The following is a 23,502-nucleotide window of genomic DNA, read 5'->3' on the forward strand; positions in this document are numbered from 1 at the left end:
GTAGGGTGGTCCGGACCCGTCGAGCTGGAGGTACGGAACACGATGAGCGACCCCGGATCCGGTACGTCGCGCGCCGTCACGGCGTGGACGTACGGCCTGTCGTTCGTCGCGATCACCGCGTGCGGGGTGATCGTGAGCGGCCTGCTCCACGACCCCGAACCAGAACTGACCACCACACCTCCGACGACCACGACGGCCGCGCCGGCCGCCGCCGAGGAATACACCTACGTCACCGAACCGGTGACCTACCCGACGACCATCCCCGGATGCGAGAGCGTCGAACCACCCGGTGACGACGCAGGGTTCCTCTCCTTCTCCGGCAGCGACTTCGGGTACGACAACCCCGCGTATCCGTGGTTCTCGGGACCGAAGGCGGTCGCGATGACCGACGCAGTCGTCCGCGCGTTGCCGGACGACGCCGACATGGTCTTCGCGGCGCCCCGGCAGTCCCTGCTGTTCGGGCCGATCCACGATCCGTCCGTCGAGAACGACGCGGACCGCGCCCGGTTCGGCGGTTTCACGACGGCGTATGCAACGATCCGCCGCGACGAGGATGCCGGGGCGCTGTCCCTGTCCGTCCGCGCATCGACGGCCCCCGTCCCGCCGTGTGTCGCCGGCAGACTCGACGAACGCCGCGTGCTCGACGACGGCACCGTCGTCGACGTCGACGAGACCTGGTCCGAAACCAACAGGGTGCGAACGGTGTTCCGGAGCGCGCAGGCGTACGCTCCCGACGGCTCCGAGATCAGCGCGCACACCGACGACGCCGACACCACAGCCGGGGACCCCGTTCACTCGGGCCGGCCCCCGCTGACCGTCGACGAACTCGTCGCTCTGGTCTCAGTACCCGAGTTGCGTGTGAGCGCACCGGTTCCGCCGGGCACACCGACCGTCCCGGAATCGTGCTCCGCACCCTCGGACAGTGAGCCGATCGACGAGGCGACCGCCGCCCGGCTGGACAAGGTGCTGGCGGGAATTCCCGTCACCGACCTCGCGGTGGATCGCCCACTCGGCGCACTGCGGCCCGCCGGGTCCGGCGACGGCGGTGTGTGCCAGGCCGTGCACGTCACGACGCCCGGCAGCGAATCGACGCTGACCGTCGCGGTCGCGGCAGGACAACCACGCCCATCCGCTACACCCGACGACGAGGCGCCCACCCCGACCACCGGGAGCAGATTCGTCGAGACCCGAGAACTACCGGACGGCACGGTAATCCAGCGGCGGGAGTACATCCTCACGACGCAAGGACTCGCGGCAGGTTCGGTCCCCGTGACGAGTACGACCCGGACGGTGACCGTGACCCGCCCGTCGGGCACCCGGGTCGATGTCACCTCCCGCGCGGATATTCCGGACGAACCGCTAACGATGGAGCGCCTCGAGCAGATCGCGTCGACGCCGGGCCTGGAGGTGTAGCGGTGGCGATGCCGCGGGAGATCCGAAACCTGTTGTGCGCGGCGATTGCTGCCGCCGCGACCACGGCCGGCGCGGTCGCGGTGATCGCCCACGCCGACGGTGACGGCACCCGCAAGATCACCGGAACGGTCGACGCGGCGCCCGGCCTCGGCTGGACCGTCGAGGCGCGCACCGTCCACGGACACGAGTCGGCGCAGTTCCGGGATCCTGTGTACGGCAGCGAATACGACTGGGGCATGCCGGGTTTCCTCGATCTCGGCGACACCGCCGTCGCGCTCGTCGGTGTCCCGGGCGGCATGGCCCTGGACGATGCGCACCTCGTCGGTGTCGACGCCGACTCCGGACGGATCCGGTGGCTCAGCCCCGCGGGCGACCTGGCCGGATGCGCGGATTCCGCGGTGGATGCAACCCTGGTGTGCTTCACTCCGGGCTGGTCCGACGAGCCGGCGCTGGTCGGCTACGACCTCGTGACGGGTGAGATCACCCGCGTCCCCACCGAGTGGGGCACCTTCGCGATCGCCGCCACCGACGACCGTCTCTACGTCGCGGAAGGCAGCGTCGAGAACGACGACGTGCGGGTGCACGCAGGAACTCTCCTCGATCCCGACGCGCACTTCACCCGCGCGTTCGACATGGGCACCGGCTGGGACGACACCGCCCTGCCCGACGCCCTCGATGTGCGCCACGGACAGGGACTGCTCACGCTCGGTACCGACATCGCCGGGTTCGACCTCGACACCGGCGACGAGACTTGGACCGCGCAGGTGGACGGCTGCTCCCGCGTCCAGCCGACGCTCGGCGCGCTGGTCGTGCGCGTGCACGTCGAGTGCGACGGTCTCCGTGTCACCGGATCCGACCTGCTCGACGGCACCGGAGCCGTCATCGCCGCCACCGACAGCGCCGCGGCGCACTCCCCTGCGTTCGACAGCCCCGCCGACGACACCGTCCCGGTCCTGCTCGGCGACGGCGCGTACGACCGGGCGACCGGTGACCCGGTGTGGTCCGCCCCGGAACTCGTGTCGGTGCCACGGGAACCGGACGAGTACAACGCCAACACCCGGTTGGGCACGGTGCGTGCCGTGCTCGGCGACGTCGCGCTGCTGACCGATCACACCGCCCACACCGAGACCGGACTCGACCTGCGCACCGGGACCAGGCTGTGGCAGAACGTGCCCGAACGGTCCGGCACGGTGCTGGGCCACACCGAAGACCTCGTCGTGCAGTCCGATTTCACCGGACTGTGGGCGATGGACGTCCGGACCGGGGACCTCGAGTGGGATATCCCGTTCCTTGCGGTCGACAACGATCCGGACGCGCTCGGTGACGGGGGAACGCTCAGCGTCCGCCCCGGCGACCGGTACGTCTACGTTTCGGCGCGCTCGATCATCGGCCTGCGCCCACTCTGACTGTCGGGCAACGGCATTCGAGTGCATGTTCACCACTCCACGCTCACCGAAAATCCTTGTCGGCGGTGTCGAGCACGATCCGGAGGACGGCCTTCGATGCCGGGTTGGGGTCGTCGCGTCGCCATGCCACCCGCAGGTCGACGTCGGGGGTGGACTCGTCGAGCGGAACGAACACGACATGGGGATCGTTGACGTTCGCCGCCACCGACGCCAGGGTCAGGTGACACCCGACCTCGGCGCTGACCAGCGCCAATGCCGTCTGGGTGTCCGGAGCGACCTGGACCACGTCGGGGACGAAACCTCCGGCGCGCGCGAGCCGGCGCAACCGATCGGGAAGGACCGCGCCCTCGTGCGGGGGCAGGGAGACGAAGCCCTCCGCAGCGAACCGAGCGATCGACAGTCGCTGTTCCCCCGCCAGCGGATGGGTGTCCGGTAGTGCTACGACGAGCGAGTCCTGCATCACCACGCGTACGGCCACCTCGGCGGGGACGATGTCCCAGCGGCCCAGCGCGATGTCGGTCTCGCCGCTCACGAGCTTCTTCATCGCGGGCTGGGCGAAGTTCTGGCTGGAGAGCTCGAGCTGGATGCCGGGCCGCTGCGAACGCACCACCCGGGCGAGGCGAGCGACGAGTTGGTGGGTCGACGCCCCGGCGAACGCGATGCGGACGAGTCCGACGTCTCCGTCGTCGGCGGCGCGGACCGCGGCCTCGGCCCGGCGCAGCGCGTCGAGTACGTCCCGGGCAGGGCCGACGAGCGCCTCACCGCTCGCCGTGAGTTTCACCGCCCGGGTGCTGCGGGAGAACAACTCGGTGTCGAGTTCGCGTTCGAGTTGCTTGATGGTGCGGCTCAGTGGGGGCTGCGCTCGATGCAGCTTCTCGGCTGCACGACCGAAGTGCAGTTCCTCGGCAACCGCCAGGAACGCCTGGAGTTGTGAGATCTCCACCTGATCCGCCCTTCTACCTCGGGTGATGCTTTTCATGTCATTTCAGAACTACCGATTAGGTATTGGACCGATCATAATCCCGTCGCCATAGTTGGTGACATGTCCCTCCTCGAAACCGAAGTCCCCGACGACGTCTTCGCCGACATCCTCGGGCACGTCAGAGAATTCGTCCGCACTCGCGTGGTCCCTCGGGAGCAGGAGATCGCCGAGACCGACGCCATCCCCGACGACATCCGGGCCGCCGTCAAGGAGATGGGCCTGTTCGGCTACGCCGTTCCGCAGGAATGGGGCGGCCTGGGCCTGAACCTGATGCAGGACGTCGAACTCGCCATGGAACTGGGATACACCACCCTGTCGCTGCGCTCGATGTTCGGAACCAACAACGGCATCGCCGGGCAGGTCCTGGTCAACTTCGGCACCGACGAGCAGAAGAAGCGGTGGCTCGAAGGTATCGCCTCCGGCGACGTCGTCGCCTCCTTCGCCCTGACGGAGCCGGGTGCCGGTTCGAACCCCGCTGGACTGCGCACCAAGGCCGTGCGCGACGGCGACGACTGGATCATCACGGGCGAGAAGCGGTTCATCACCAACGCACCGATCGCCGATCTGTTCGTCGTCTTCGCGCGCACGCGTCCGGCCGACGAGAACGGCACCGGCATCGCGGTCTTCCTCGTCCCGGCGGACGCCGACGGTGTGCAGGTGGGCAACAAGGACGCCAAGATGGGCCAGGCCGGCGCCTGGACCGCGGACGTGCACTTCGACCAGGTCCGGGTTCCCGCGGCAGCGCTGGTCGGCGGCAACGAGGACGTGGGCTACAAGGCCGCGATGATCTCGCTCGCCCGCGGCCGCGTGCACATCGCCGCGCTGGCCGTCGGGCAGGCACAGCGCGCCCTCGACGAATCGGTCGCGTACGCGGCTGCGGCAACTCAGGGCGGCACCCCGATCGGCAACTTCCAGCTGGTGCAGGCGATGATCGCCGATCAGCAGACCGGGGTGATGGCCGGCCGCGCGCTCGTCCGTGACGCCGCAAAGGCATGGGTCGAGGAGACCGACCGCCGTATCGCCCCTTCGGTGACGAAGCTGTACTGCACCGAAATGGTCGGCAAGGTGGCCGATCTCGCCGTGCAGATCCACGGCGGCAGCGGGTACATGCGCGAGGTCGCCGTCGAACGGATCTACCGCGACGTGCGCCTGCTGCGCCTGTACGAGGGCACCAGCGAAATCCAGCGCCTGATCATCGGGGGCGGACTCGTGAAGCAGGAACAGAAGGCAAAATGACACTCCCCCTCGAGGGCGTGACCGTCGTCGCGCTCGAACAGGCCGTGGCAGCACCGCTGGCCACCCGTAACCTTGCCGATCTCGGAGCCCGCGTGATCAAGGTCGAACGCCCCGACGGTGGCGACCTCGCGCGCGGTTACGACCACGTGGTGCACGGCACGGGCGCGCACTTCGTGTGGCTCAACCGAGGCAAGGAATCGATCGCCGTCGATCTCAAGCGGCCGGAAGGACGCACGGCCGTACGGAATCTCGTCGATCGTGCGGATGTCTTCCTGCAGAACCTCGCGCCCGGCGCGGCCGAGCGACTCGGGTTCGGAGCCGAACAACTGCGTGCCGATCACCCCGAATTGATCGTGGTGAACCTCTCCGGGTTCGGCGCGGGCGGGCCGATGGAGCAACGCAAGGCCTACGACATGCTCGTACAGGCCGAGGCGGGCCTGATCTCGATCACGGGCACGCCCGAAACCCCGGTGAAGACAGGTATCCCCACGGCCGATATCGCGTCCGGAATGTATTGTGCCCAAGCGGTTCTTGCAGCCCTGTTGCGGCGGGGACGTACGAGTGAGGGATCCGTGATCGACGTGTCGATGCTCGAGGCCACGGTCGAGTGGATGGGCCACTCGATGTACACGCAGATGTACACGGGCGAGCAGCCACCGCGCATGGGGCTGAGCCACACGTCGATCGCGCCGTACGACGCGTATCCCACTCGCGACGGCCAGGTGCTGATCGGTGTGCAGAGCGAGAACGGTTGGCGCGCATTGGTCCACGACGTCCTCGAAGCGCCCGAACTCGCCGACGATCCCCGCTTCGCGACAAACATCGACCGCGTGAAACATCGAGCCGAGTGCGACGCCGCGGTGGCCGAACGAACCGCTCGCCGGTCGACCGCCGAACTCGATGCGAAACTTGCCGCTGCCGGTGTTCCCGCGGCACAGGTCAAGCAGATCGAGCAGGTCGTCGCCCATCCGCAACTTGCCGCCAGAAACCGTTGGCGCACCGTCGGCACCGAGAACGCCGAGGTCGAGGCGCTGCTTCCCCCGGCGACCTTCAGCGATGTCGAGGCCCGCATGGGCGACGTCCCCGCGCTCGGTCAGCACACTCGTGCACTGCTCGTGGAATCCGGAATGGATTCGGCCGACGTCGAATCCGCCCTCGAAGCGGGAATCGCCGTGCAATCGACCAAGCTCCATTCCGCTTCGACGCGGTGACACACACGGATCCGACCGAGTCGGGTCACAACGAAGGGATTCTCATGCTGTCAGGACGCACCGCGGTGATCACCGGAGGCGCTCAGGGGATCGGATACGCGATCGCCCGTACGTTCGCCGACAACGGCGCCCGGGTCGTGATCGGCGACCTCGACGAGGCGAAGGCGAAGGATGCTGCTGCTTCGCTCGGAACCGAGGCGCTCGGCGTCGGCTGCAACGTGGTCTCCTCCGACGACGTGGCCCGTCTGCTCGACGCTGCCGTCGAATCGTTCGGATCGCTCGACATCATGGTCAACAACGCCGGCATCACCCGCGACGCGACGATGCGCAAGATGACCGAACAGCAGTTCGACGACGTGATCTCTGTTCACCTGCGCGGATGCTGGAACGGCACCCGTCTGGCGGCCGGGATCATGCGTGAGAACGGCGGCGGATCGATCATCAACCTGTCCTCGATCTCCGGCAAGGTCGGTTTCGTGGGTCAGACGAACTACTCCGCGGCCAAGGCCGGAATCGTCGGCCTGACGAAGGCGGCGGCCAAGGAGGTCGCACATCTCGGGGTACGGGTCAACGCCGTTCAGCCCGGTCTCATCCGCACGGCGATGACCGAAGCGATGCCACAGAAGGCGTGGGACCAGAAGATGTCCGAGATCCCCATGCAGCGGGCCGGCGAACCGTCCGAAATAGCTTCCGTCGCCCTCTTCTACGCGTCGAACCTGTCCTCGTACATGACCGGGACCGTCGCGGAGGTCACCGGCGGCCGCTACATGTAGAGCGGACTGTTCCACATCGGAACACCGTCACTTCGGCCTGTCGCTCTAGCGTGGGAGCGGTAGCCATGGTGCCCGTCACATCGGTGACACCGCGGCGGACGACAACACATCGGGACGCGAACCGACCGTGTCCTGCGAGCCGACAGGACGACCTCATGACCACAGACATGACCACAGAACGCTTCCAGCGAGGCCTCGACCGCATGATGGGGCTCGTCTCCACCGAGCACTCCAACACGTTCGATCACGCCAAGCTCGTCGAGTCCTACAAGGATCTCGACACCGAGCTGCCCGACTACATCGTCTCGTTCGCGTTCGGGGACATCTACTCCCGGACGAGCCTGAGCCGGCAGGAGCAGACGCTCGTCACCATCTCCACGTTGGTCGCCCTGGGCACCGAGCCGCAGCTGAAGCTGCACATCAATGTGGGTTTCAATGTGGGCCTGACCAAGGAGAAGATCGTCGGCGCTCTGATCCAGTGCATCCCCTACATCGGATTCCCGCGCGTCCTCAACGCCCTGACCCTGCTCAAGGAAGTCATGGCCGAGCGCGGCCTCGAGGTCGAGTCGCCCACCAACTGAGGCGACATCCCGCGGCACATCAGGGTCCGTGCGGATCGCCGCCCCACCCACTCAATATCTCTAGGAAACCCTCATGCACTTGGTTATCGGACTCGGGCCCATCGGCGGAAGTGTCGGCGCACATCTCGCCGAGCTGGGCCGGAAGGTGTACGGCTACGACTTCAACCAGGATCGCCTCCGCGAGTGGTCGCAGGAGACCGGGTCGCCGGCCGGTAGCGACCTGGCGGACGTCGATTGGCCGTCCGTCGACAGTGTCCATGTCGCGGTGCGGCTGGCAGACCAGGTCTCGTCGGTGTTCGAGGCCCTGACGGCCCACACCGCCCAGCCGTTGACCGTCTTCGTCCACACCACGCTCGCGCCCGCGGACGCCCGGAAGATCCTGCCCTCGGCCCCGGACGGCTGGCGTGTCTTCGAGGCCCCCGTGTCGGGCGGCCCCCAGGGTGCACGCCACGGCACGATGACCGTCTTCCTCGCCGGACCCGCTCCCACCGACGCCGAAAACGCTCTGCTGGAGGACATCTCCGGCCGTGTGTTCCGCATGCAGTCCTACGGACAGCCGGCCATCGTGAAGCTGCTCAACAACACCCTCGCCACCTACAACCTGGCCGCCGCCGCACGGATGCTCGCTGTCGCCGAGCAGTCGGGGGTCGCAGCCCGGGACCTCTTCGACGTGATCGGAGTGTCCACCGGCCAGAGCTGGATGGGCGACAACCTCGCCGATGTCCAGTACGACCTGCTGCTCAAGGATGTCGAGTTGCTCCGCGGCGAAATCGGCTCGCTTCCCGCCGTGGATCTCGGCGACGAAGTCGAGGCGAACATTCTCCGAGCACGTGAACTGCTGACCAGCGGTTCCGAAAATCGTTGACCGAGAACGAATAACACCGACAGCACCGGGCGGGTCGCTTCCCGCCGGGAACATGTCCCCGCGCAGAGGGGTCGGACGAGGTTGGCTCCTCGTCCGGCCCCTCTCCGCGTGTCCGGTGCTGCGCAGACCTGTCGGCGCGACAGGGTGTTCCGGATGTGTTTCACATCGGAACAGCTGTGTGCCGGAATACAGGCCTAATTTCGAATACAGACCTCGTGTCGACTGTCACACGGGATCGACACGGCGGGAGACGCCACAGGAAGCGGAACGCAGGGGTTTTCCGCTTCGGGTCGGATTCGACACCAATCTCATCGCACCGAACGAAGGCAATTTCCATGACTGCACAGATCGCACCCAGCTTCGTCGACGCCGTTGTCATCGGCGCCGGATTCGGCGGCATCTACGCCGTGCACAAGCTGCACAACGAACTCGGGCTGACCACCGTCGGTTTCGACAAGGCGGAAGGCCCCGGTGGCACCTGGTACTGGAACCGTTACCCCGGTGCCCTCTCCGACACCGAGAGCCACCTCTACCGCTTCTCGTTCGACCGCGACCTGCTGCAGGACGGCACCTGGAAGACCACCTACATCACCCAGCCGGAGATCCTCGAGTACCTGGAGAGCGTCGTCGAGCGGTTCGACCTGCGCCGCCACTTCCGGTTCGGCACCGAGGTCACCTCCGCGATCTACCTGGACGACGAAAGCCTGTGGGAGGTCACCACCGACAAGGGTGAGGTCTACCGCGCCAAGTACGTCGTGAACGCCGTCGGTCTGCTCTCCGCGATCAACTTCCCCGACCTGCCCGGTCTGGACACCTTCGAGGGCGAGACCATCCACACCGCGGCCTGGCCCGAGGGCAAGAGCCTCGCCGGCCGTCGCGTCGGTGTCATCGGCACCGGATCCACCGGCCAGCAGGTCATCACCGCCCTGGCCCCCGAGGTCGAGCACCTCACCGTGTTCGTCCGGACCCCGCAGTACTCCGTGCCGGTCGGCAACCGACCGGTCACGAAGGAACAGATCGACGCGATCAAGGCCGACTACGACGGCATCTGGGACCGCGCCAAGAAGTCCGCGGTGGCCTTCGGCTTCGAGGAGTCCACCCTGCCGGCCATGTCGGTGTCGGAGGAGGAGCGCAACCGCATCTTCCAGGAGGCCTGGGACCACGGCGGCGGCTTCCGCTTCATGTTCGGGACCTTCGGCGACATCGCCACCGACGAGGCCGCCAACGAAGCCGCCGCATCGTTCATCCGCAGCAAGGTCGCGGAGATCATCGAGGATCCGGAGACCGCCCGCAAGCTGATGCCGACCGGTCTGTTCGCCAAGCGTCCGCTGTGCGACAGCGGCTACTACGAGGTGTACAACCGGCCGAACGTCGAGGCCGTCGCGATCAAGGAGAACCCGATCCGCGAGGTCACCGCGAAGGGCGTCGTGACCGAGGACGGCGTGCTGCACGAACTCGACGTGCTCGTCTTCGCCACCGGATTCGACGCGGTGGACGGCAACTACCGCCGCATCGAGATCCGTGGCCGGGACGGCCTGCACATCAACGACCACTGGAACGGTCAGCCGACGAGCTACCTGGGTGTCACGACCGCGAACTTCCCCAACTGGTTCATGGTCCTCGGACCCAACGGCCCGTTCACGAACCTGCCGCCGACCATCGAGACGCAGGTCGAGTGGATCAGCGACACCGTCGAGTACGCCGAGCGCAACGGCATCCGCGCCGTCGAGCCCTCGCCGGAGGCCGAGGAGGAGTGGACCGAGACCTGCACGGAGATCGCGAACGCCACGCTGTTCACCCGAGGCAACTCGTGGATCTTCGGCGCGAACATTCCGGGCAAGAAGCCGAGCGTTCTGTTCTACCTGGGCGGGCTGGGCAACTACCGCGGCGTTCTCTCCGGGGTCGTCGCCGACGGGTACCGCGGCTTCGAGCTGAAGTCCGCTGTCCCGGTGACGGTCTGACCTGCCGACCGCACGGAGGGAGGGGTGCCGCCGATCGGCGGCACCCCAGCGGTCGGATGCACACATCGCCGGGGTTCGACAGGGATCGGACCGGAGGGGGTTTTCATGCGCAACGAGGGATATCGATGATCGGATTGCCAAGCTGGAGAGCGCCGTACGACTTCGCCGAACGAATCGTCGCGCCGCCGGCCGAAGCGTTGGTGCGCAGCGATCGGTTCGCGGCAGTCACCGCCACCGTTTTCGGTATCCGGCGTGCCGTGGGCGATGGCCTGAACGGTCTCGCCGCGACGGTGTGGCACCTGGTCAATCTGCCGGCCGGCAGCGACCTGCATCGGATGCACGCACAGCTCGGGGCGTTGGACCGGGACGTGCGGCGGCTGTCGCTGCAGCTCGAGCAGCGCGACACCGCTCGAACAGGGAGTGATGGACGATGACGATCGACGTCGAAGCACCGGGCATCGTCGGCCGTGTGGGCCGGGAGCTCGAACGTTCCGTGCTCCGGGCACGCAACGGAATTCGTATGGCGGCGGGAATCTCACGACCCGAGGTGGGGACGACGCCCAAGGATGTGGTGTGGCGCCACGGTCGCACCGAACTGTGGCGGTACCGCAACGACGACGTGCGGGTCTCGCCCCCGCTCCTGATCGTCTTCGGCCTGTTCTCGCGTAGTTACATCCTGGATCTGCAGAAGGGCAACAGCTTCATCGAGCAGCTCGTGGACGCCGGATTCGATGTGTACCTGCTGGATTGGGGGGTTCCCGACGAGCGCGACGCGGCGAACCGGTTGGAGGACTATGTCGACGACTACATTCCCGCCGCGGTCGAAGAGGTGCGCCGCATCTCTGGAACCGATCAGGTCAACATGCTCGGTTACTGCTTCGGCAGCGTCCTGTCCCTGCTCTATGCCGCCCATCATCGCGACGCGCCGCTGCGCAGCCTGACCGTCGTGTCCGCGCCGATCGACCTGCAGCAACTGGGACCGTTGACCAGCGTGCTCGGCACGGTCGAGCAGGATGTCGAGAAACTGCTCGATGTCGACGGCAACGTGCCGCCGCGGGTGGTCCACCAGGCGTTCCAGATTCTGAAGCCGACCACGCAGATCACCCGGTACGTCGACTTGTTCGACAAGCTGTGGAACGACGACTACGTCACGGCCTATCAGGCGATGATCGGTTGGGCCACCGATCACGTTCCGCTCCCCGGTGGGGTCGCACGGCAATTGGCGGAGATGACCCGGACCAACGCGCTCGTCGACGACACGATCGTCCTCGGCGGAGACCGGGTCCACCTCTCCGACATCACGGTGCCGTTCCTGACGGTGCTGGGCGACCGCGACCACATCGTGCCGGAGGCGTCCGCCGCCCCGCTCATCGATCTGGTCGGCTCGTCCGACAAACACGAGTTGCGGCTCGAGGGCGGGCACGTGGGGGTGCTCGTGGGCCGGACCGCGGCGAAGAAGACCATCCCCGCCATCATCGAATTCCTCCTCCGACGAAGCGAGACCATCACATGACCAGCACCTCGCAACGAGGTATGTCGGCACCGGGTGATCTGCTCCACTACACCGAGTACCCGCGAGCGGCCCTCGACGGGGCGCTCCTCGCGTGCGCGGCACCCCTGTTCGCCACACTTCCGCGTGGAGACAACCATCCCGTGCTCATCCTGCCCCGCCTGCACGGAACCGACATGTCCGCGGCGACGATGCATTTCGTGCTCCGGGGACTCGGATACCGGACCTACGGGTGGAGGCTCGGCCGCAACATCGGCCCCACCGGCAAGGCGGTGCACGGTATGCGGGCACGGCTGGACTACCTGACCAACCGGTTCCAGCAGCCGGTCACGGTCATCGGGTGGAGTCTCGGGGGTATCTACGCCCGCCAGCTGGCTCGTCGCACTCCGGACGCCGTCCGGCAGGTCATCACGCTGGGCAGCCCGATCCGTCTGGCCCGGCACGAGCAGAGCCGCGCCAACCGGCTGTTCCATTCCTACGCCCACGAGCACATCGAGCCGTTGGACGTTCCGCTCGAACGGGGCAAGGGTCCGCTCCCGGTCCCTGCGACGTCGATCTACAGCCCGCTCGACGGCGTCGTCGCCTGGCGTGCCTGCCTCGACGAGCCGTCCGAGCGTGCGGAGAACATCGCCGTCCTGGCCAGCCACATCGGGATCATCCGTCACCCGGCAGCGTTGTGGGCCGTCGCGGACCGTCTCGCCCAGCCCGTCGGCAGGTGGACCCCGTTCCGGCCGCCGCCGCTGCTGGCGATGGCCTACCCAGCACCCGAAAGTCCCGCACCCGAAAGCCTGTCATGACGAACCTCGCTCATATCCTCACCGAGTCCGCGCGCCGATATCCGGATCGGCCCGCCCTTCGTGTCGACGACGTCGTCGTCACCTATGCAGAACTCGACGCCCTGACCGCGCGCGCCGCAGCGCGCCTCCGGGCCCGAGGAGTCCTGCCGGGCGACCGTGTCGCGATCGCACTGCCGAACGTTCTGGCATTCCCGGTTCTCTACTACGGCGTTCTTCGTGCCGGCGCGACGGTCGTGCCGATGAACCCGCTGCTCAAGGCCCGCGAACTCGAGCACCATTTCCGCGATTCCGGTGCCGTGCTCGCGTTGGTGTGGAGCACGGTGACGGCCGAGGCGGAGTCCGCTGCCGCAGCGACCGGAACCGAGACCGTCGTCGTCGACGAGGAGACCGTCGCGGCCGTCGCGGAGTGGCCGGCCGCCGAGGACGTCGCTCCGCGTGAGGAGGACGATACGGCAGTCATCCTCTACACCTCGGGCACGACCGGCACCCCGAAGGGTGCCCAGCTCACCCACGCGAATCTGCGTCGCAACGCCGTCACGTTCGTCGACATGTTCGATTTCGGGCCCGGCGACGTGGTGGCGGGGTGCCTGCCGTTCTTCCATGCGTTCGGGCAGAGCAACGCACTGAACGCCTCCACCCTGGCGGGCGCGAGTGTGTCGCTGGTACAGCGGTTCGACGCTGCGAAGGTTCTGCAGCTCATCGAGCGACACGGGGTGACCGTGTTCGAGGGCGTTCCCACGATGTATGTCGCCCTGCTCCACACCGATCTCGGGCAGGTCGACACGTCGAGTCTGCGCATGTGCGTCTCCGGTGGTGCCGCATTGCCGGTCGAGGTTCTGAACGGCTTCGAGGAGACCTTCGGCGCCCCGATTCTCGAGGGTTACGGTCTGACCGAGACGTCGCCGACCGCCACCTTCAACCGGCTCGGCCACACGAAGCCCGGCTCGATCGGACTGCCCATCGACGGTGTCGACATGAAGGTGGTGGACAGGAACGGCGCCGAGGTCCCGTCCGGTGAGGTCGGCGAGATCGTCATTCGGGGGCACAACGTGATGAAGGGCTACTGGAACCGCCCGGACGCGACCGCGGCGGCGATCGTCGACGGCTGGTTCCATACCGGTGACATGGCCGTCCGCGACGACGACGGCTTCTACTTCGTCGTCGACCGCAAGAAGGACATCATCATTCGGGGCGGGTACAACATCTACCCGCGCGAGATCGAAGAAGTGCTCTACGAGCATCCTGCAGTGCGCGAGGCCGCGGTCATCGGTATGCCTCACGCGACGCACGGTGAGGAGGTCGCCGCCGCGATCACCTTGCGTGCCGGTGCCGCCGCGACACCCGACGAACTCCGCGAGTACGTCAGGACCCGCGTGGCCGCCTACAAGTATCCGCGCCACGTCTGGCTGGTCGACAGGCTTCCCAAGGGAAGCACCGGCAAGATCCTCAAGCGCGAGATCGACTTCCCCGCAGAGCTTCTGGGGAATTCCGCGCCCTCCGGTCGGGATCGAGGCGACCGGCCGTCCGACCCGAACGGGCGCCACCGGCACACCGAACCGGCCGCCGCGCCGACCACATGACGAAACCTGCTCCCCCATCGGAGAACCGAATGACTTCGACAACAATCGATCCGGACACTCGACGCAGACGAACCGTCGCGTGGGTCGTGTCCCTCGCCACCGTCGGATTGATCTTCGACGGCTACGACCTCGTCGCCTACGGCGCGGTGGTGTCCACCTTCCTCGACGACCCGAGTCACATCGGTGAGGTCACGCCCGCGCTCGCGGGCACGCTCGGCAGCTACGCGCTGCTGGGAATGATGTTCGGCGCCTTGCTCGCCGGCGCCGTCGGCGACGTGCTGGGACGTCGCAAGGTCATGCTCATCTCCTACGCATGGTTCTCCATCGGCATGTTCGTCACCGCACTGATGACGACGACCACCACCTTCGGTGCGATGCGCTTCGTCACCGGCCTCGGCATCGGGGCACTCATCGCGACGACCGCGACCCTGGTGACCGAGATCGCCCCGCCGGGCAAGAAGAACCTCTACAGTGCGATCACCTACTCCGGCGTGCCGCTGGGGAGCCTGCTGGGCGCCCTTCTCGCGATCCTTCTGCTGGAATCCATCGGCTGGCGAGGGCTGTTCATGGTCGGAGCACTGCCGATCGTCACGCTGCTGCCCCTGGCGATCGTGAAGATGCCCGAGTCGGTGCAGTGGCTGGTCGCCCGCGGCCGGATCGACGAGGCCCGCGCGGTCTCCGCGCGAACCGGTGTGCCGATGCCCGACAGCCTCGCGCCGCCGGCGAAGACCGAGCGGGTGGGTTTCGCCGGCCTGGTCGGGCGCGGATTCCTGTTCTCGACGATCGTGGTGGGATCGATCAGCGCCCTCGGACAGTTCCTCAACTACTACCTCAACACGTGGTTGCCGGTGTTGATGGAGAAGTCGGGGTTCAACACCAAGGGATCGCTGGCCTTCCTCCTCGTGCTCAGTGGAGGTGCAATCCTGGGCGCGGTCGCCGGCTCGCGGTGCGCCGACCGATTCGGGCCGAAACCTGTTGTGGCCACGGGCTTCTTCATCGGCGCGACCTTCGTCGCCCTGATGACCCTGAACCTGCCGCTTCCCGTCCTGCTGTTCTTCGTCGCCGTCGTCGGCTTCGGCACCACCGGAACGTCGATTCTGGTGTACGGATTGGTGGCGAACTACTTCCCCACCCGGATGCGCGGTGCTGCCGTCGCGTGGGCTGCGGGCTTCGGCAGGCTCGGCGGCGTCAGCGGCCCGCTGCTGGGTGGCCTGTTCCTGGCCGCCGGGCTCGGGGTGGACGCGGTGTTCTATGTCCTCGCAGGCTTCGCACTGCTGGGAGTCGTCCTGACGGTGCTGATTCCGAAGGTCCGGGCCGGGACGGACGGTCCCGACCGCACCGACGAATCCCCGAACCCGAGTTCCGCCGAGCCGGCGCTGTCGGCGGCCACCTAGGTCTACCCGGCCGGGGCGTGGTTGCGGTGTACCGGCTCGAGGTGAAGAGAACCTCCGAGCGGGGTGTGGATTGTCGAAAGAGCCACATCCGCTCGGAGGTTCTCGGGCTCTACGGCAATGCCCGGGGCGGACACCTGCCGGAGATGCCCGGGCGTCAGGGGCCGAACGTGCTCAGCTGTTCGTCGTCGATCTTCAAGGTCCGCATCTTGCGATACAGCGTGGTCCGGCCTATGCCGAGGATCTCCGCAGCGCGCGACTTGTTGCCTTCGGCGTCGCGCAGTGCGCCGATGATCGCCTCACGTTCGGCCTGCTCGTAGCGGCTCATCGTGGAACGGGTGGTATCGCACATGGAGGGTGGGAGGTCCTTCGCCTGGACGAACCCGCCTTCCTGTGCCGGTGGCAGGGACGCCAGCAACCGGACCAGCTCTGCGACGTTTCCCGGCCAGCGCCAGGCCAGCAGGCAACGGAGCGCGACGGGCGAGAATCGCGGCGGTGTACCGGGGAAGCGGGCGGCAGCGACCTCGCGGATGACGGACGGCAACTCGTCGCGCAACTCCGCGAGCGAGGGGACACGCACGGACATGGGTGTCGAGTCGTCCTGGGAGCCACCGCGCTCGGTGAGAATCACCAAGGCACCGTTCGCAGCTTCGGAGCCCCGGTCCCGAGCGAAGTCCGCGAGGCGCGTGCGACTTTCGTGTCCGACATCGTCGGCATCGACGACGACACCCCTGCCCTCGCGCAGGACTTCGCCGGCGGCGTCCCAGAAGCTGCTGTTCTCGGAGAGGTCGGGCCGGGTGAACACCGCAGGGTCCCGGCCGGTTCGTTCGCGAAGCCACGTCGTGGCCTGGAAGCGCTTGCCGACCCCGGGGGCGCCGACGAGGTGGATGAATCCATCCGGGCCCGCCACGGCGGTGAGCTGACGACGCACCCGTTCGTATGCGGACTCCGTGGGCCGGCGGGTGGCGATCAGTCCGTCGGACGTGCCGCCGATGACCGGGATGCTCCCACCCCTCGGGCGTGCACCGAGATCGGTGGGCATCGGTTCGGCCGCACCGGGAGTCACGAACTCGAGAGCGAAGATTGCGTCGTGTTCGTCGCGGCCCAGACGCCGCACCAGCGCCTCGGTTCCGAGCGTGGGGAGTTCCAGGCGCAGGGCGTCGTCGCCCCAACGATGGGCTCGCAGTTTCTCCCACAACACGGCGTGCGCTTCCGCATCCAGGTGTGCGAGAGACGGCAGATCCGTCATCACGGTGTCCGAACTCATCACCAACACCGATCGCCGACCCGCACGGAAGCGGCGGTACACACGTGCCAACTCCAGGTCGCGGGAATCGGCCATGCTCTCGAGCGCTTCGGCGATCTGCTGTCCGGCCTGCCGGGCCATCGCCACCATCAGCGGGCTCGAGACGTCGATGTGGGACGCGAAGGCGAGCGATCCGACCATCCGCCCGGTGACGGGGTGCTTGATGGGAGCTCCGGCGCACGCCAGACTCGCCAGATTGTCGTTGAAATGTTCGCTGCCACGGACGAATACGACGTCGCGAGCTTCGATGGGAGTGCCGAGGCCGTTCGTGCCCAGGGCCTGCTCGGAGAAGTCGAAACCCTCGATTGCGTTGGCCTGATCCAGGATTTGCGCATCCTCGGCGTCGACGATCCGGCGGGACATGATGCGGCCGTTCTCGTCGGCGAGCAGCAGCGCCAATCGCGACTGGGTGAGGTTGTTCTGCCACTGGTCCAGGACGCGACCTGCCGCGCGCAGGATGGCGCTGTCCGGGTCGATCTCTCCGAGGACGAGCGGTTCGGCTCCGGGGTCGACCCGGTTCGAGATGGAGCGACGCCAGCTCTGCTCGATCTCCGCCGCAACAAGGGATTCCGGCACGGAGGCCCGGAGGAGGCCCTCCTCGAGCATGCGCTCGAGGGCGTTCCTCACCTCGTCCTGGCGCCGCGACCCTTCCACTGGCATCACTCCATTGTCAGGCCCTCAGGACGATGCGTCCAGTGACTGCCCCCGCGGTGAGATCGTCCAGGGCACCGGACACCTCGGTTGCCGACAGCGGCCGTTCGACGACGGGGATGGTGGGAACCTCCCCGCGTTGCGCCAATCGCACGAGTTCCTTCATCTGCGAGAGAGTTCCTACGAAACTTCCCTCGATGCGGATCATGCGGAGTGCCAGCAGCGCGGTCGGGACGGTGACCTCGCCGCCGAAGAGCCCGACCTGAACCATGATTCCGCCCTTGACCAGGATCTCGAATGCCGAGGTGGCCGTGGCACCGTTGTTGACGAAGTCCACGACCGCCCCGGCCGGCGCACCGACGGCCTCGCGAAGCGCCGCGGCATCGCCCGTTCCCGGATTGAACGTGTTGGTGGCCCCCATGGCGCGGGCGGACTCGAGATTCCGGTCGGCGACGTCGACGGCGCAGATGTTGCGGTGTCCGCGCGACCGCAGGATCGCGATGGCCGTCAGGCCGAGTCCTCCGGCTCCGAAGATCACCACGGGTTCGTCGGGATCGAGGGGAAGGATCTTGTCCACGGCACTGTAGGCGGTCAGGCCGGAGCACGCCATGGTGGCGGCCCAGCTCGGATCGAGACCGTCGATGTCCACGAGGTACTTCTCGTCGGGCACGAGGATGCTCTCGGCGTATCCGCCGTGCCGGGCGACACCCAGGTTTTTCCCTGCGGCACAACGATTGTCGTGACCTTCACGGCACTGACGGCAGGTGCCGCAGCCGATCCACGGGTAGATCAGGCGCACATCGCCCACTTGCACCGACCCGACTTCGTCGCCCACCTTCTCGACGACTCCGACCACTTCGTGGCCGAGCACCATGGGGTATTCGATGCCGCGTTCCTTCAGGCTCATCTTTCCGCGGCTGCCGAGGTCGTACCCACCGGCTCGCAGGTGGGTGTCGGTGTGGCAGACGCCGGCCCGGAGGACCTTCAGCAGCACCTGCTTGCCCTCGGGATCCGGAGTGGGCACCTCGAGGTCGTGAATCGTGGGGTCGTCGGGCATGACGGCGAAGACGTGCATGGGGATGGGCTCCGTTCGATGTGGCGATCGGCAGATTGCTCGACGATGCACCACCGCGTAGACGTGCATCCGATACCGAACATCTCGTTTATCGAGTACTCGCACAGTATCGATCGGGCCCGCAGGCCGACTGTTTCAAATCGGAACAGCTGTGGTGCGGGACGCCTCTCTAGCGTGGGAAGCACGGAGTCGTGTCGGCCATCACACCCGAGGTCGCCGCGACCGAAGACCACACCGGTAGGTGACGTCGTTCGTCCCTGCACCGGGAAAACTCCGATACTCACAGAAGGAAATTCCATGACCAGCAATGTTTCCGAACAGACCGGAATCGCAGCGGGCAGCGTCGAGGACCGGGACGTGCTGCGCGACCTCTACGCCGATTGGTCGGAGATCATGGCGGCCAACCCGGAGCTGTCGGTGCGTCTGCTGCGTTCCCTCTTCGACGAGTGACACCAGCCGACCGTCGAACCCGAGGGCGTGACCTACCGCGAGGACACCGTCGGTGGCGTTCCCGGCATCTGGTGCCTGCCGCAGGGCGCGGACGCATCCAAGGTCCTGCTCTACACGCACGGCGGCGGCTTCGCTGTCGGGTCGGCGTCCAGCCACCGCAAACTCGCAGGTCACGTCGCCAAGGCTCTCGGTGTCGTCAGCTTCGTCCTCGACTACCGCCGGGCCCCCGAGTTCGGGCATCCCGCACAGATCGAGGACGGTGTCGCGGTCTTCGACGCGCTGGTCGCGGACGGGATCGCGCCGCAGGACGTCACCACAATCGGTGATTCGGCCGGCGGCAACCTCGCGATCTCCATCGCGCTCGCGCTCCTGCAGCAGGGTAAGCAGGGCCCGGGGTCGGTCATCGCCTTCTCGCCGTGGCTCGACATGGAGAACAAGGGCGAAACCCTCGTCACCAACGACGCCACCGACGCTCTCATCACGCCGGAGCTGCTCGCAGGCATGATCGCCGGTGTTCTCGGCGACACGATCGATCCCACCACGCCCCTGGCGAACCCGCTGTACGCCGACTTCACGGGGTTCCCCCGGCTGTTCGTCACGGCCGGCAGCGTCGAGTCGCTCCTCGACAACGCGACCCGTCTCCAGGAGCGTGCCGAGTCCGCCGGTGTCGACGTGACCCTGTCCATCGGTGAGGGACAGCAGCACGTGTACCCGTTCCTGGCCGGTCGCTCGGCCCTCGTCGACGCCGAACTCGCGAAGCTCGCCGCCTGGTACCGGCGCAAGTGACGGGTCTCCTCGGAACCGCGCGGAGTACTCCCGCATCGTCGATCAGCAGGAGGAAAACATGGGTGTCTACACCACCATCGACCCCGCCACCGGGGAACAGCTCGCGCAGTACCCGGAGATCTCGGATGCCGAACTGAAGGATCTCATCGCGCGCAGTGCCGCCGCCTACCGCGAGTGGCGCGCCACGCCTCTCGAGAAGCGGCGCGCCGTCCTGGCTCGCGTCGCCGAGATCTACCAGGAGCAGGCCGACGAGCTGGCCCGCCTTCTCACGCTGGAGATGGGCAAGCCGATCGCGCAGGCCAAGGGCGAGGTCGCCCTGGTCGCATCCATCTATCGGTACTACGCCGACCACGCCGAGGAGTTCATGGCCGACGAACCACTCGACATCGCGGGCTCCGGCTCGGCGGTGGTTCGTACGGAACCGATCGGGCCGCTGGTCGGTGTGATGCCGTGGAACTATCCCTATTACCAGGTGGCTCGGTTCGCGGCGCCGAACCTCGCGCTGGGCAACACGATCGTCCTCAAGCACGCGCGTAACTGCCCGCAGTCCGCGCTGGCGATCGAACGCGTCTTCGCCGAGGCCGGTCTGCCGGAGGGCGTGTACGCCAATGCGTTCATCTCGTCCGCTCAGGTTGCGGACGCGATCGCCGATCCGCGGGTCCAGGGTGTCTCGCTGACCGGATCCGAGAAGGCCGGCTCTGCCGTGGGTGAGGTTGCGGGTCGGCACATGAAGAAGTGCGTGCTCGAGCTCGGGGGTTCGGATCCTTTCATCGTGCTGCGCGATGCGGACATCGATGCGGCCGCCGCTGCAGCCGCAGTCGGCCGGTTCGCCAACGGCGGGCAGGCGTGCACGGCGTCGAAGCGGTTCTTCGTGGAGGAGCCGGTCTACGACGAGTTCGTGCAGAAATTCCTTGCCGCGATGGCCGATTGGCAGCCCGGCGACCCGTCCGATCCAGGGACGAAACTCGGCCCGCTGTCGTCCCGTCGGCGGTCGACGATCTCGACGAACTCGTGCAGGACGCGGTCTCGAACGGTGCTCGGGCGCTGACCGGCGGTGAACGTCCGGACGGGGACGGTGCGTACTACCCGCCGACGGTCCTGGTCGATGTCGCTCCCGGGATGCGCGCGTACTACGAGGAGCTGTTCGGGCCGGTCGCGGTCGTCCACCGCGTCGGTTCACTCGACGCTGCGATCGAGGCCGCCAACGATTCGCCGTTCGGTCTCGCATCGAGTGTGTTCACGTCGGACCCGGAGAAGGCGGACCGTGCGGCGAGCGAACTCGAAACCGGGATGGTGTGGATCAACAGCACCAGCAAGAGTTCACCGGATCTCCCGTTCGGTGGGGTCAAGCGTTCCGGATTCGGCCGTGAGCTGTCCCGGTTCGGATTCGCGGAATTCGCCAACAAGAAGCTCGTCAGGAACCCTGGCGTGAAGCGGTAGGGCACACGAATGCGGCGATGCGGTCGTTCCGGAGTTTCCTGGAACGACCGCATCGCCGATTTCGCACGTTGCGATGGTGCCGATCAGAGCTCGAAGCGGACCCCGGTCAGCTGTTCGGACAGCTCCCACAGCCGACGGGCGGTCTCCGGGTCGCGGGCCCGAGACGACGCCGACGCGACGTGCGGCGATCCGTACAACCCGAGGAACCCGTCCGGGCCGACGTACCCGCCACGCAACTCCGGCCGGGTCGCGGCGTACACGACCGATTCGGCGCCCTGCGCCGGAGTGCGCTGCAGGAACTTCTTGCCGAAACCGAAGAGGCGGTCGAACCAGGTGCCGGTGTTGCTGCCGACCTCGGTGGCCGCATAGCCCGGATGCGCGGCGATCGCCCGCACCGGCGAACCGCCGGCCGCGAGCCGTCGCTCCAGTTCGAAGCTGAACAGCAGGTTCGCGAGCTTCGACTGCGCATAGCCACCGGCACGGCTGTACCGGCGGCGCTCCCAGTTCAGGTCGTCGAGATCGACGCGCCCGAGACGGTGGGCGGCACTCGAGACCGTCACGACCCGGTCGGTGATCCGGCCGAGCAGCAGCCCGGTCAGCGCGAAGTGCCCGAAGTGATTCGTGCCCACCTGCATCTCGAAACCGTCGGCGGTCCGCTCCAAGGGCACCGCCATCACCCCGGCGTTGTTGACGAGCACATCGATCTTCTCGTAGGTCTCCCCGATGCCGGCGGCGAACTCGCGTACCGACGCGAGGTCGGACAGATCGAGCCGTCGCACCGTCGCGTTCGGCCCGATCTGTCCGGCGATGTCCTGCCCTTTCGCCACGTTGCGGCCGGCGAGCACCACCTGCGCCCCTGCCGCCCCGAGTGCCCGGGCGGTGGCTTCCCCGACGCCGCTGGTGGCCCCGGTCACCACGAAGGTGCGGCCACGCAGCGACGGGACCTCAGGCGCCAATCGCGCTCTTCATCATCGGCAGCATCGCCCACAGCTCGTCCTGCCAGTAACCCCACGTGTGGGTGCCCTGGACCGGGAACGAGAAGTGCGCCGTGTCGATACCCAGGGTCGCGAGGCGAACCTGGAAGGCCCGGTTCTGGGCGCGCGCCAGAGCCTCGAGGCCCATCGCATTGCCGGTGTTGAACGCCCCGATCAGGGAGTTCGGACGGTCGTGCTCGCCGGGGACGCCGCCGGCCGCGGAGATCCACATCGGCAGGCCGCGCAACTGCGGTGCGGCGACGAACGGGTCGTGGCGCAGCCACGCCGGGTTCCACGGCGGTCCCCACATCGCGTCGGCGTTGTAGCCGCCGGCGTCGAGCATCGCGAGGCGGATCGCCTCGCGCATCCCGGGCGCGGAGAGGTTCAGGTAGCCGGACATCGAACCGGCGAACGTGAACTGGTCGCGGTGGTAGGCGGCGAGGATCAGGGCCGCGTTGCCACCCATCGACAGGCCGACGACCGCGTTGCTGCTGCGGCTGATGCCGTACCGCGACAGGTGGTCGGGCAGGTTCTGCGTGAGGAAGCTCTCCCACTTGTACGTGTAGGGCTGCCCGTTGAGGTTGCTGGGGCTGTACCAGTCGGCGTAGAAGCTGGACTGGCCACCGACCGGCATGACGACATTGATGCCGTTGTCGGCCAGCCAGGCGGCGTTGGTCTCGTGCTCCCAGCCGCTGACGTCGTCGGTGGCGCGGAGGCCGTCGAGCAGGTAGACGGCCTTGTTGCTGCCGTTGTTCGCGAACCAGATGCGGACCTTGATCTGTCCGACGCCGCCGGGCGCGGGTACCCAGTCCTCGGTGAAGCGGCTGTACGGGTCGGCCGAGGCCGTCCCGACGCCGACGAACGCAACGGCAAGCGGCAGGATGACGGCCGCCACCAGCATCCGGACCAGCGCGCGCACCCCCCTCGGCCGCCTCGTGGTCATCGAAGAAGTTGTCACACCAAGCTCCCCTGTGTGTCTGCGTGTCCCGTAGTGGACACCGGCCACACTCGCGTCACAGCGGCAGGCCACGGCGCCCCGGTAGAGACGCCTGGATGTCTGTCGGTCACTCTTACATATCCGTTACCGGCGTCTCAGCGTATCGTCACGGTCTCC

The 23,502-nt window shown here is 67.4% G+C and carries 20 protein-coding genes and 1 pseudogene; 16 read left to right on the forward strand and 5 right to left on the reverse strand.

Annotated features, from left to right (window positions below; translation table 11 throughout):
- The first annotated feature begins 42 nt into the window (after window positions 1–42).
- Window positions 43–1,413: a hypothetical protein gene (locus tag ACN675_RS05270; protein WP_420749865.1), complete on the forward strand. Its 1,371-nt coding sequence runs from the start codon at window positions 43–45 to the stop codon at window positions 1,411–1,413.
- 8 nt (window positions 1,414–1,421) lie between these two features.
- Window positions 1,422–2,819: a PQQ-binding-like beta-propeller repeat protein gene (locus ACN675_RS05275; RefSeq protein ID WP_420749920.1), complete on the forward strand. Its 1,398-nt coding sequence runs from the start codon at window positions 1,422–1,424 to the stop codon at window positions 2,817–2,819.
- A gap of 43 nt (window positions 2,820–2,862) precedes the next feature.
- Here the strand turns inward: ACN675_RS05275 and ACN675_RS05280 are convergent, their stop codons facing one another.
- Window positions 2,863–3,762 carry a LysR family transcriptional regulator gene (locus ACN675_RS05280; protein WP_197251628.1) on the reverse strand — a complete coding sequence of 300 codons (900 nt, stop codon included), beginning with the start codon at window positions 3,760–3,762 and terminating at the stop codon, window positions 2,863–2,865.
- A gap of 99 nt (window positions 3,763–3,861) precedes the next feature.
- Between ACN675_RS05280 and ACN675_RS05285 the strand changes: the two genes are divergently transcribed.
- The 11 genes from ACN675_RS05285 to ACN675_RS05335 all read left to right on the forward strand — a co-directional run bounded on the left by ACN675_RS05285 (window position 3,862) and on the right by ACN675_RS05335 (window position 15,709).
- Complete coding sequence (locus ACN675_RS05285) at window positions 3,862–5,037, forward strand: acyl-CoA dehydrogenase family protein (protein ID WP_420749866.1); 1,176 nt, start codon at window positions 3,862–3,864, stop codon at window positions 5,035–5,037.
- Window positions 5,034–6,248: a CaiB/BaiF CoA transferase family protein gene (locus ACN675_RS05290; RefSeq protein WP_420749867.1), complete on the forward strand. Its 1,215-nt coding sequence runs from the start codon at window positions 5,034–5,036 to the stop codon at window positions 6,246–6,248. The genes ACN675_RS05285 and ACN675_RS05290 overlap by 4 nt, the downstream gene beginning before the upstream one ends.
- 44 nt (window positions 6,249–6,292) lie before the next feature.
- Window positions 6,293–7,021 (forward strand): 3-oxoacyl-ACP reductase FabG, encoded by a 729-nt coding sequence (gene fabG, locus ACN675_RS05295; protein WP_420749868.1) that lies wholly within the window; start codon window positions 6,293–6,295, stop codon window positions 7,019–7,021.
- A gap of 155 nt (window positions 7,022–7,176) precedes the next feature.
- On the forward strand, window positions 7,177–7,602 hold the full coding sequence (locus ACN675_RS05300; protein WP_231610343.1) for a carboxymuconolactone decarboxylase family protein: 426 nt from the start codon (window positions 7,177–7,179) through the stop codon (window positions 7,600–7,602).
- A gap of 73 nt (window positions 7,603–7,675) precedes the next feature.
- On the forward strand, window positions 7,676–8,467 hold the full coding sequence (locus tag ACN675_RS05305; RefSeq protein ID WP_420749869.1) for an NAD(P)-binding domain-containing protein: 792 nt from the start codon (window positions 7,676–7,678) through the stop codon (window positions 8,465–8,467).
- 335 nt (window positions 8,468–8,802) lie between these two features.
- On the forward strand, window positions 8,803–10,428 hold the full coding sequence (locus tag ACN675_RS05310) for a flavin-containing monooxygenase (protein ID WP_420749870.1): 1,626 nt from the start codon (window positions 8,803–8,805) through the stop codon (window positions 10,426–10,428).
- A 125-nt stretch (window positions 10,429–10,553) separates the two neighbouring features.
- The gene (locus tag ACN675_RS05315) at window positions 10,554–10,862 is read left to right on the forward strand and encodes a hypothetical protein (RefSeq protein ID WP_420749871.1); all 309 of its coding nucleotides are present in this window, start codon (window positions 10,554–10,556) and stop codon (window positions 10,860–10,862) included.
- A complete protein-coding gene (locus tag ACN675_RS05320; RefSeq protein WP_420749872.1) occupies window positions 10,859–11,941 on the forward strand; it encodes an alpha/beta fold hydrolase in 1,083 nt (360 codons plus the stop codon). The genes ACN675_RS05315 and ACN675_RS05320 overlap by 4 nt, the downstream gene beginning before the upstream one ends.
- Window positions 11,938–12,735, forward strand: coding sequence for an esterase/lipase family protein (locus tag ACN675_RS05325; RefSeq protein WP_420749873.1), 798 nt, complete (start codon window positions 11,938–11,940; stop codon window positions 12,733–12,735). The genes ACN675_RS05320 and ACN675_RS05325 overlap by 4 nt, the downstream gene beginning before the upstream one ends.
- Window positions 12,732–14,315, forward strand: a complete 1,584-nt coding sequence (locus ACN675_RS05330; protein ID WP_420749874.1) for a long-chain-fatty-acid--CoA ligase — start codon at window positions 12,732–12,734, stop codon at window positions 14,313–14,315. The genes ACN675_RS05325 and ACN675_RS05330 overlap by 4 nt, the downstream gene beginning before the upstream one ends.
- Before the next feature lie 29 nt (window positions 14,316–14,344).
- Window positions 14,345–15,709, forward strand: coding sequence for an MFS transporter (locus ACN675_RS05335; RefSeq protein ID WP_420749875.1), 1,365 nt, complete (start codon window positions 14,345–14,347; stop codon window positions 15,707–15,709).
- A 154-nt stretch (window positions 15,710–15,863) separates the two neighbouring features.
- Here ACN675_RS05335 and ACN675_RS05340 read toward each other — a convergent pair whose 3' ends face one another.
- Together ACN675_RS05340 and ACN675_RS05345 are read right to left on the reverse strand one after the other, a co-directional pair.
- Window positions 15,864–17,672, reverse strand: a complete 1,809-nt coding sequence (locus tag ACN675_RS05340; RefSeq protein ID WP_420749876.1) for a helix-turn-helix domain-containing protein — start codon at window positions 17,670–17,672, stop codon at window positions 15,864–15,866.
- Window positions 17,673–17,682: 10 nt separating this feature from the next.
- Window positions 17,683–18,738 (reverse strand): alcohol dehydrogenase, encoded by a 1,056-nt coding sequence (locus ACN675_RS05345; protein ID WP_420749877.1) that lies wholly within the window; start codon window positions 18,736–18,738, stop codon window positions 17,683–17,685.
- 297 nt (window positions 18,739–19,035) lie between these two features.
- Here ACN675_RS05345 and ACN675_RS05350 point away from each other — a divergent pair, with 297 nt between their 5' ends.
- From ACN675_RS05350 to ACN675_RS05360, 3 genes and pseudogenes are all read left to right on the forward strand, one after another.
- On the forward strand, window positions 19,036–19,188 hold the full coding sequence (locus tag ACN675_RS05350) for a hypothetical protein (protein ID WP_420749878.1): 153 nt from the start codon (window positions 19,036–19,038) through the stop codon (window positions 19,186–19,188).
- 27 nt (window positions 19,189–19,215) lie between these two features.
- On the forward strand, window positions 19,216–19,974 hold the full coding sequence (locus ACN675_RS05355) for an alpha/beta hydrolase (RefSeq protein WP_420749879.1): 759 nt from the start codon (window positions 19,216–19,218) through the stop codon (window positions 19,972–19,974).
- 58 nt (window positions 19,975–20,032) lie between these two features.
- Window positions 20,033–21,414 (forward strand): annotated as a pseudogene (locus ACN675_RS05360) (NAD-dependent succinate-semialdehyde dehydrogenase).
- 83 nt (window positions 21,415–21,497) lie between these two features.
- On the opposite strand, the gene ACN675_RS05365 reads toward ACN675_RS05360, so the two are convergent.
- Together ACN675_RS05365 and ACN675_RS05370 are read right to left on the reverse strand one after the other, a co-directional pair.
- Window positions 21,498–22,370: an oxidoreductase gene (locus ACN675_RS05365; protein ID WP_420749880.1), complete on the reverse strand. Its 873-nt coding sequence runs from the start codon at window positions 22,368–22,370 to the stop codon at window positions 21,498–21,500.
- Window positions 22,360–23,331 carry an alpha/beta hydrolase gene (locus ACN675_RS05370; RefSeq protein WP_420749921.1) on the reverse strand — a complete coding sequence of 324 codons (972 nt, stop codon included), beginning with the start codon at window positions 23,329–23,331 and terminating at the stop codon, window positions 22,360–22,362. The genes ACN675_RS05365 and ACN675_RS05370 overlap by 11 nt, the downstream gene beginning before the upstream one ends.
- Window positions 23,332–23,502: the final 171 nt, after the last annotated feature.

The organism is Rhodococcus sp. O3 (assembly GCF_048897285.1).
Taxonomy (GTDB): domain Bacteria; phylum Actinomycetota; class Actinomycetes; order Mycobacteriales; family Mycobacteriaceae; genus Rhodococcus.

Bases quoted from the DNA above. Each gene is read 5' to 3' on its own strand.
- ACN675_RS05370 (WP_420749921.1), bottom strand. From the start codon at position 23,331: ATGACCACGAGGCGGCCGAGGGGGGTGCGCGCGCTGGTCCGGATGCTG.
- ACN675_RS05310 (WP_420749870.1), top strand. From the start codon at position 8,803: ATGACTGCACAGATCGCACCCAGCTTCGTCGACGCCGTTGTCATCGGC.
- ACN675_RS05300 (WP_231610343.1), top strand. From the start codon at position 7,177: ATGACCACAGACATGACCACAGAACGCTTCCAGCGAGGCCTCGACCGC.
- ACN675_RS05290 (WP_420749867.1), top strand. From the start codon at position 5,034: ATGACACTCCCCCTCGAGGGCGTGACCGTCGTCGCGCTCGAACAGGCC.
- ACN675_RS05275 (WP_420749920.1), top strand. From the start codon at position 1,422: ATGCCGCGGGAGATCCGAAACCTGTTGTGCGCGGCGATTGCTGCCGCC.
- ACN675_RS05350 (WP_420749878.1), top strand. From the start codon at position 19,036: ATGACCAGCAATGTTTCCGAACAGACCGGAATCGCAGCGGGCAGCGTC.
- ACN675_RS05340 (WP_420749876.1), bottom strand. From the start codon at position 17,672: ATGCCAGTGGAAGGGTCGCGGCGCCAGGACGAGGTGAGGAACGCCCTC.
- ACN675_RS05320 (WP_420749872.1), top strand. From the start codon at position 10,859: ATGACGATCGACGTCGAAGCACCGGGCATCGTCGGCCGTGTGGGCCGG.
- ACN675_RS05285 (WP_420749866.1), top strand. From the start codon at position 3,862: ATGTCCCTCCTCGAAACCGAAGTCCCCGACGACGTCTTCGCCGACATC.
- ACN675_RS05330 (WP_420749874.1), top strand. From the start codon at position 12,732: ATGACGAACCTCGCTCATATCCTCACCGAGTCCGCGCGCCGATATCCG.
- fabG (WP_420749868.1), top strand. From the start codon at position 6,293: ATGCTGTCAGGACGCACCGCGGTGATCACCGGAGGCGCTCAGGGGATC.
- ACN675_RS05345 (WP_420749877.1), bottom strand. From the start codon at position 18,738: ATGCACGTCTTCGCCGTCATGCCCGACGACCCCACGATTCACGACCTC.
- ACN675_RS05315 (WP_420749871.1), top strand. From the start codon at position 10,554: ATGATCGGATTGCCAAGCTGGAGAGCGCCGTACGACTTCGCCGAACGA.
- ACN675_RS05305 (WP_420749869.1), top strand. From the start codon at position 7,676: ATGCACTTGGTTATCGGACTCGGGCCCATCGGCGGAAGTGTCGGCGCA.
- ACN675_RS05335 (WP_420749875.1), top strand. From the start codon at position 14,345: ATGACTTCGACAACAATCGATCCGGACACTCGACGCAGACGAACCGTC.
- ACN675_RS05270 (WP_420749865.1), top strand. From the start codon at position 43: ATGAGCGACCCCGGATCCGGTACGTCGCGCGCCGTCACGGCGTGGACG.
- ACN675_RS05325 (WP_420749873.1), top strand. From the start codon at position 11,938: ATGACCAGCACCTCGCAACGAGGTATGTCGGCACCGGGTGATCTGCTC.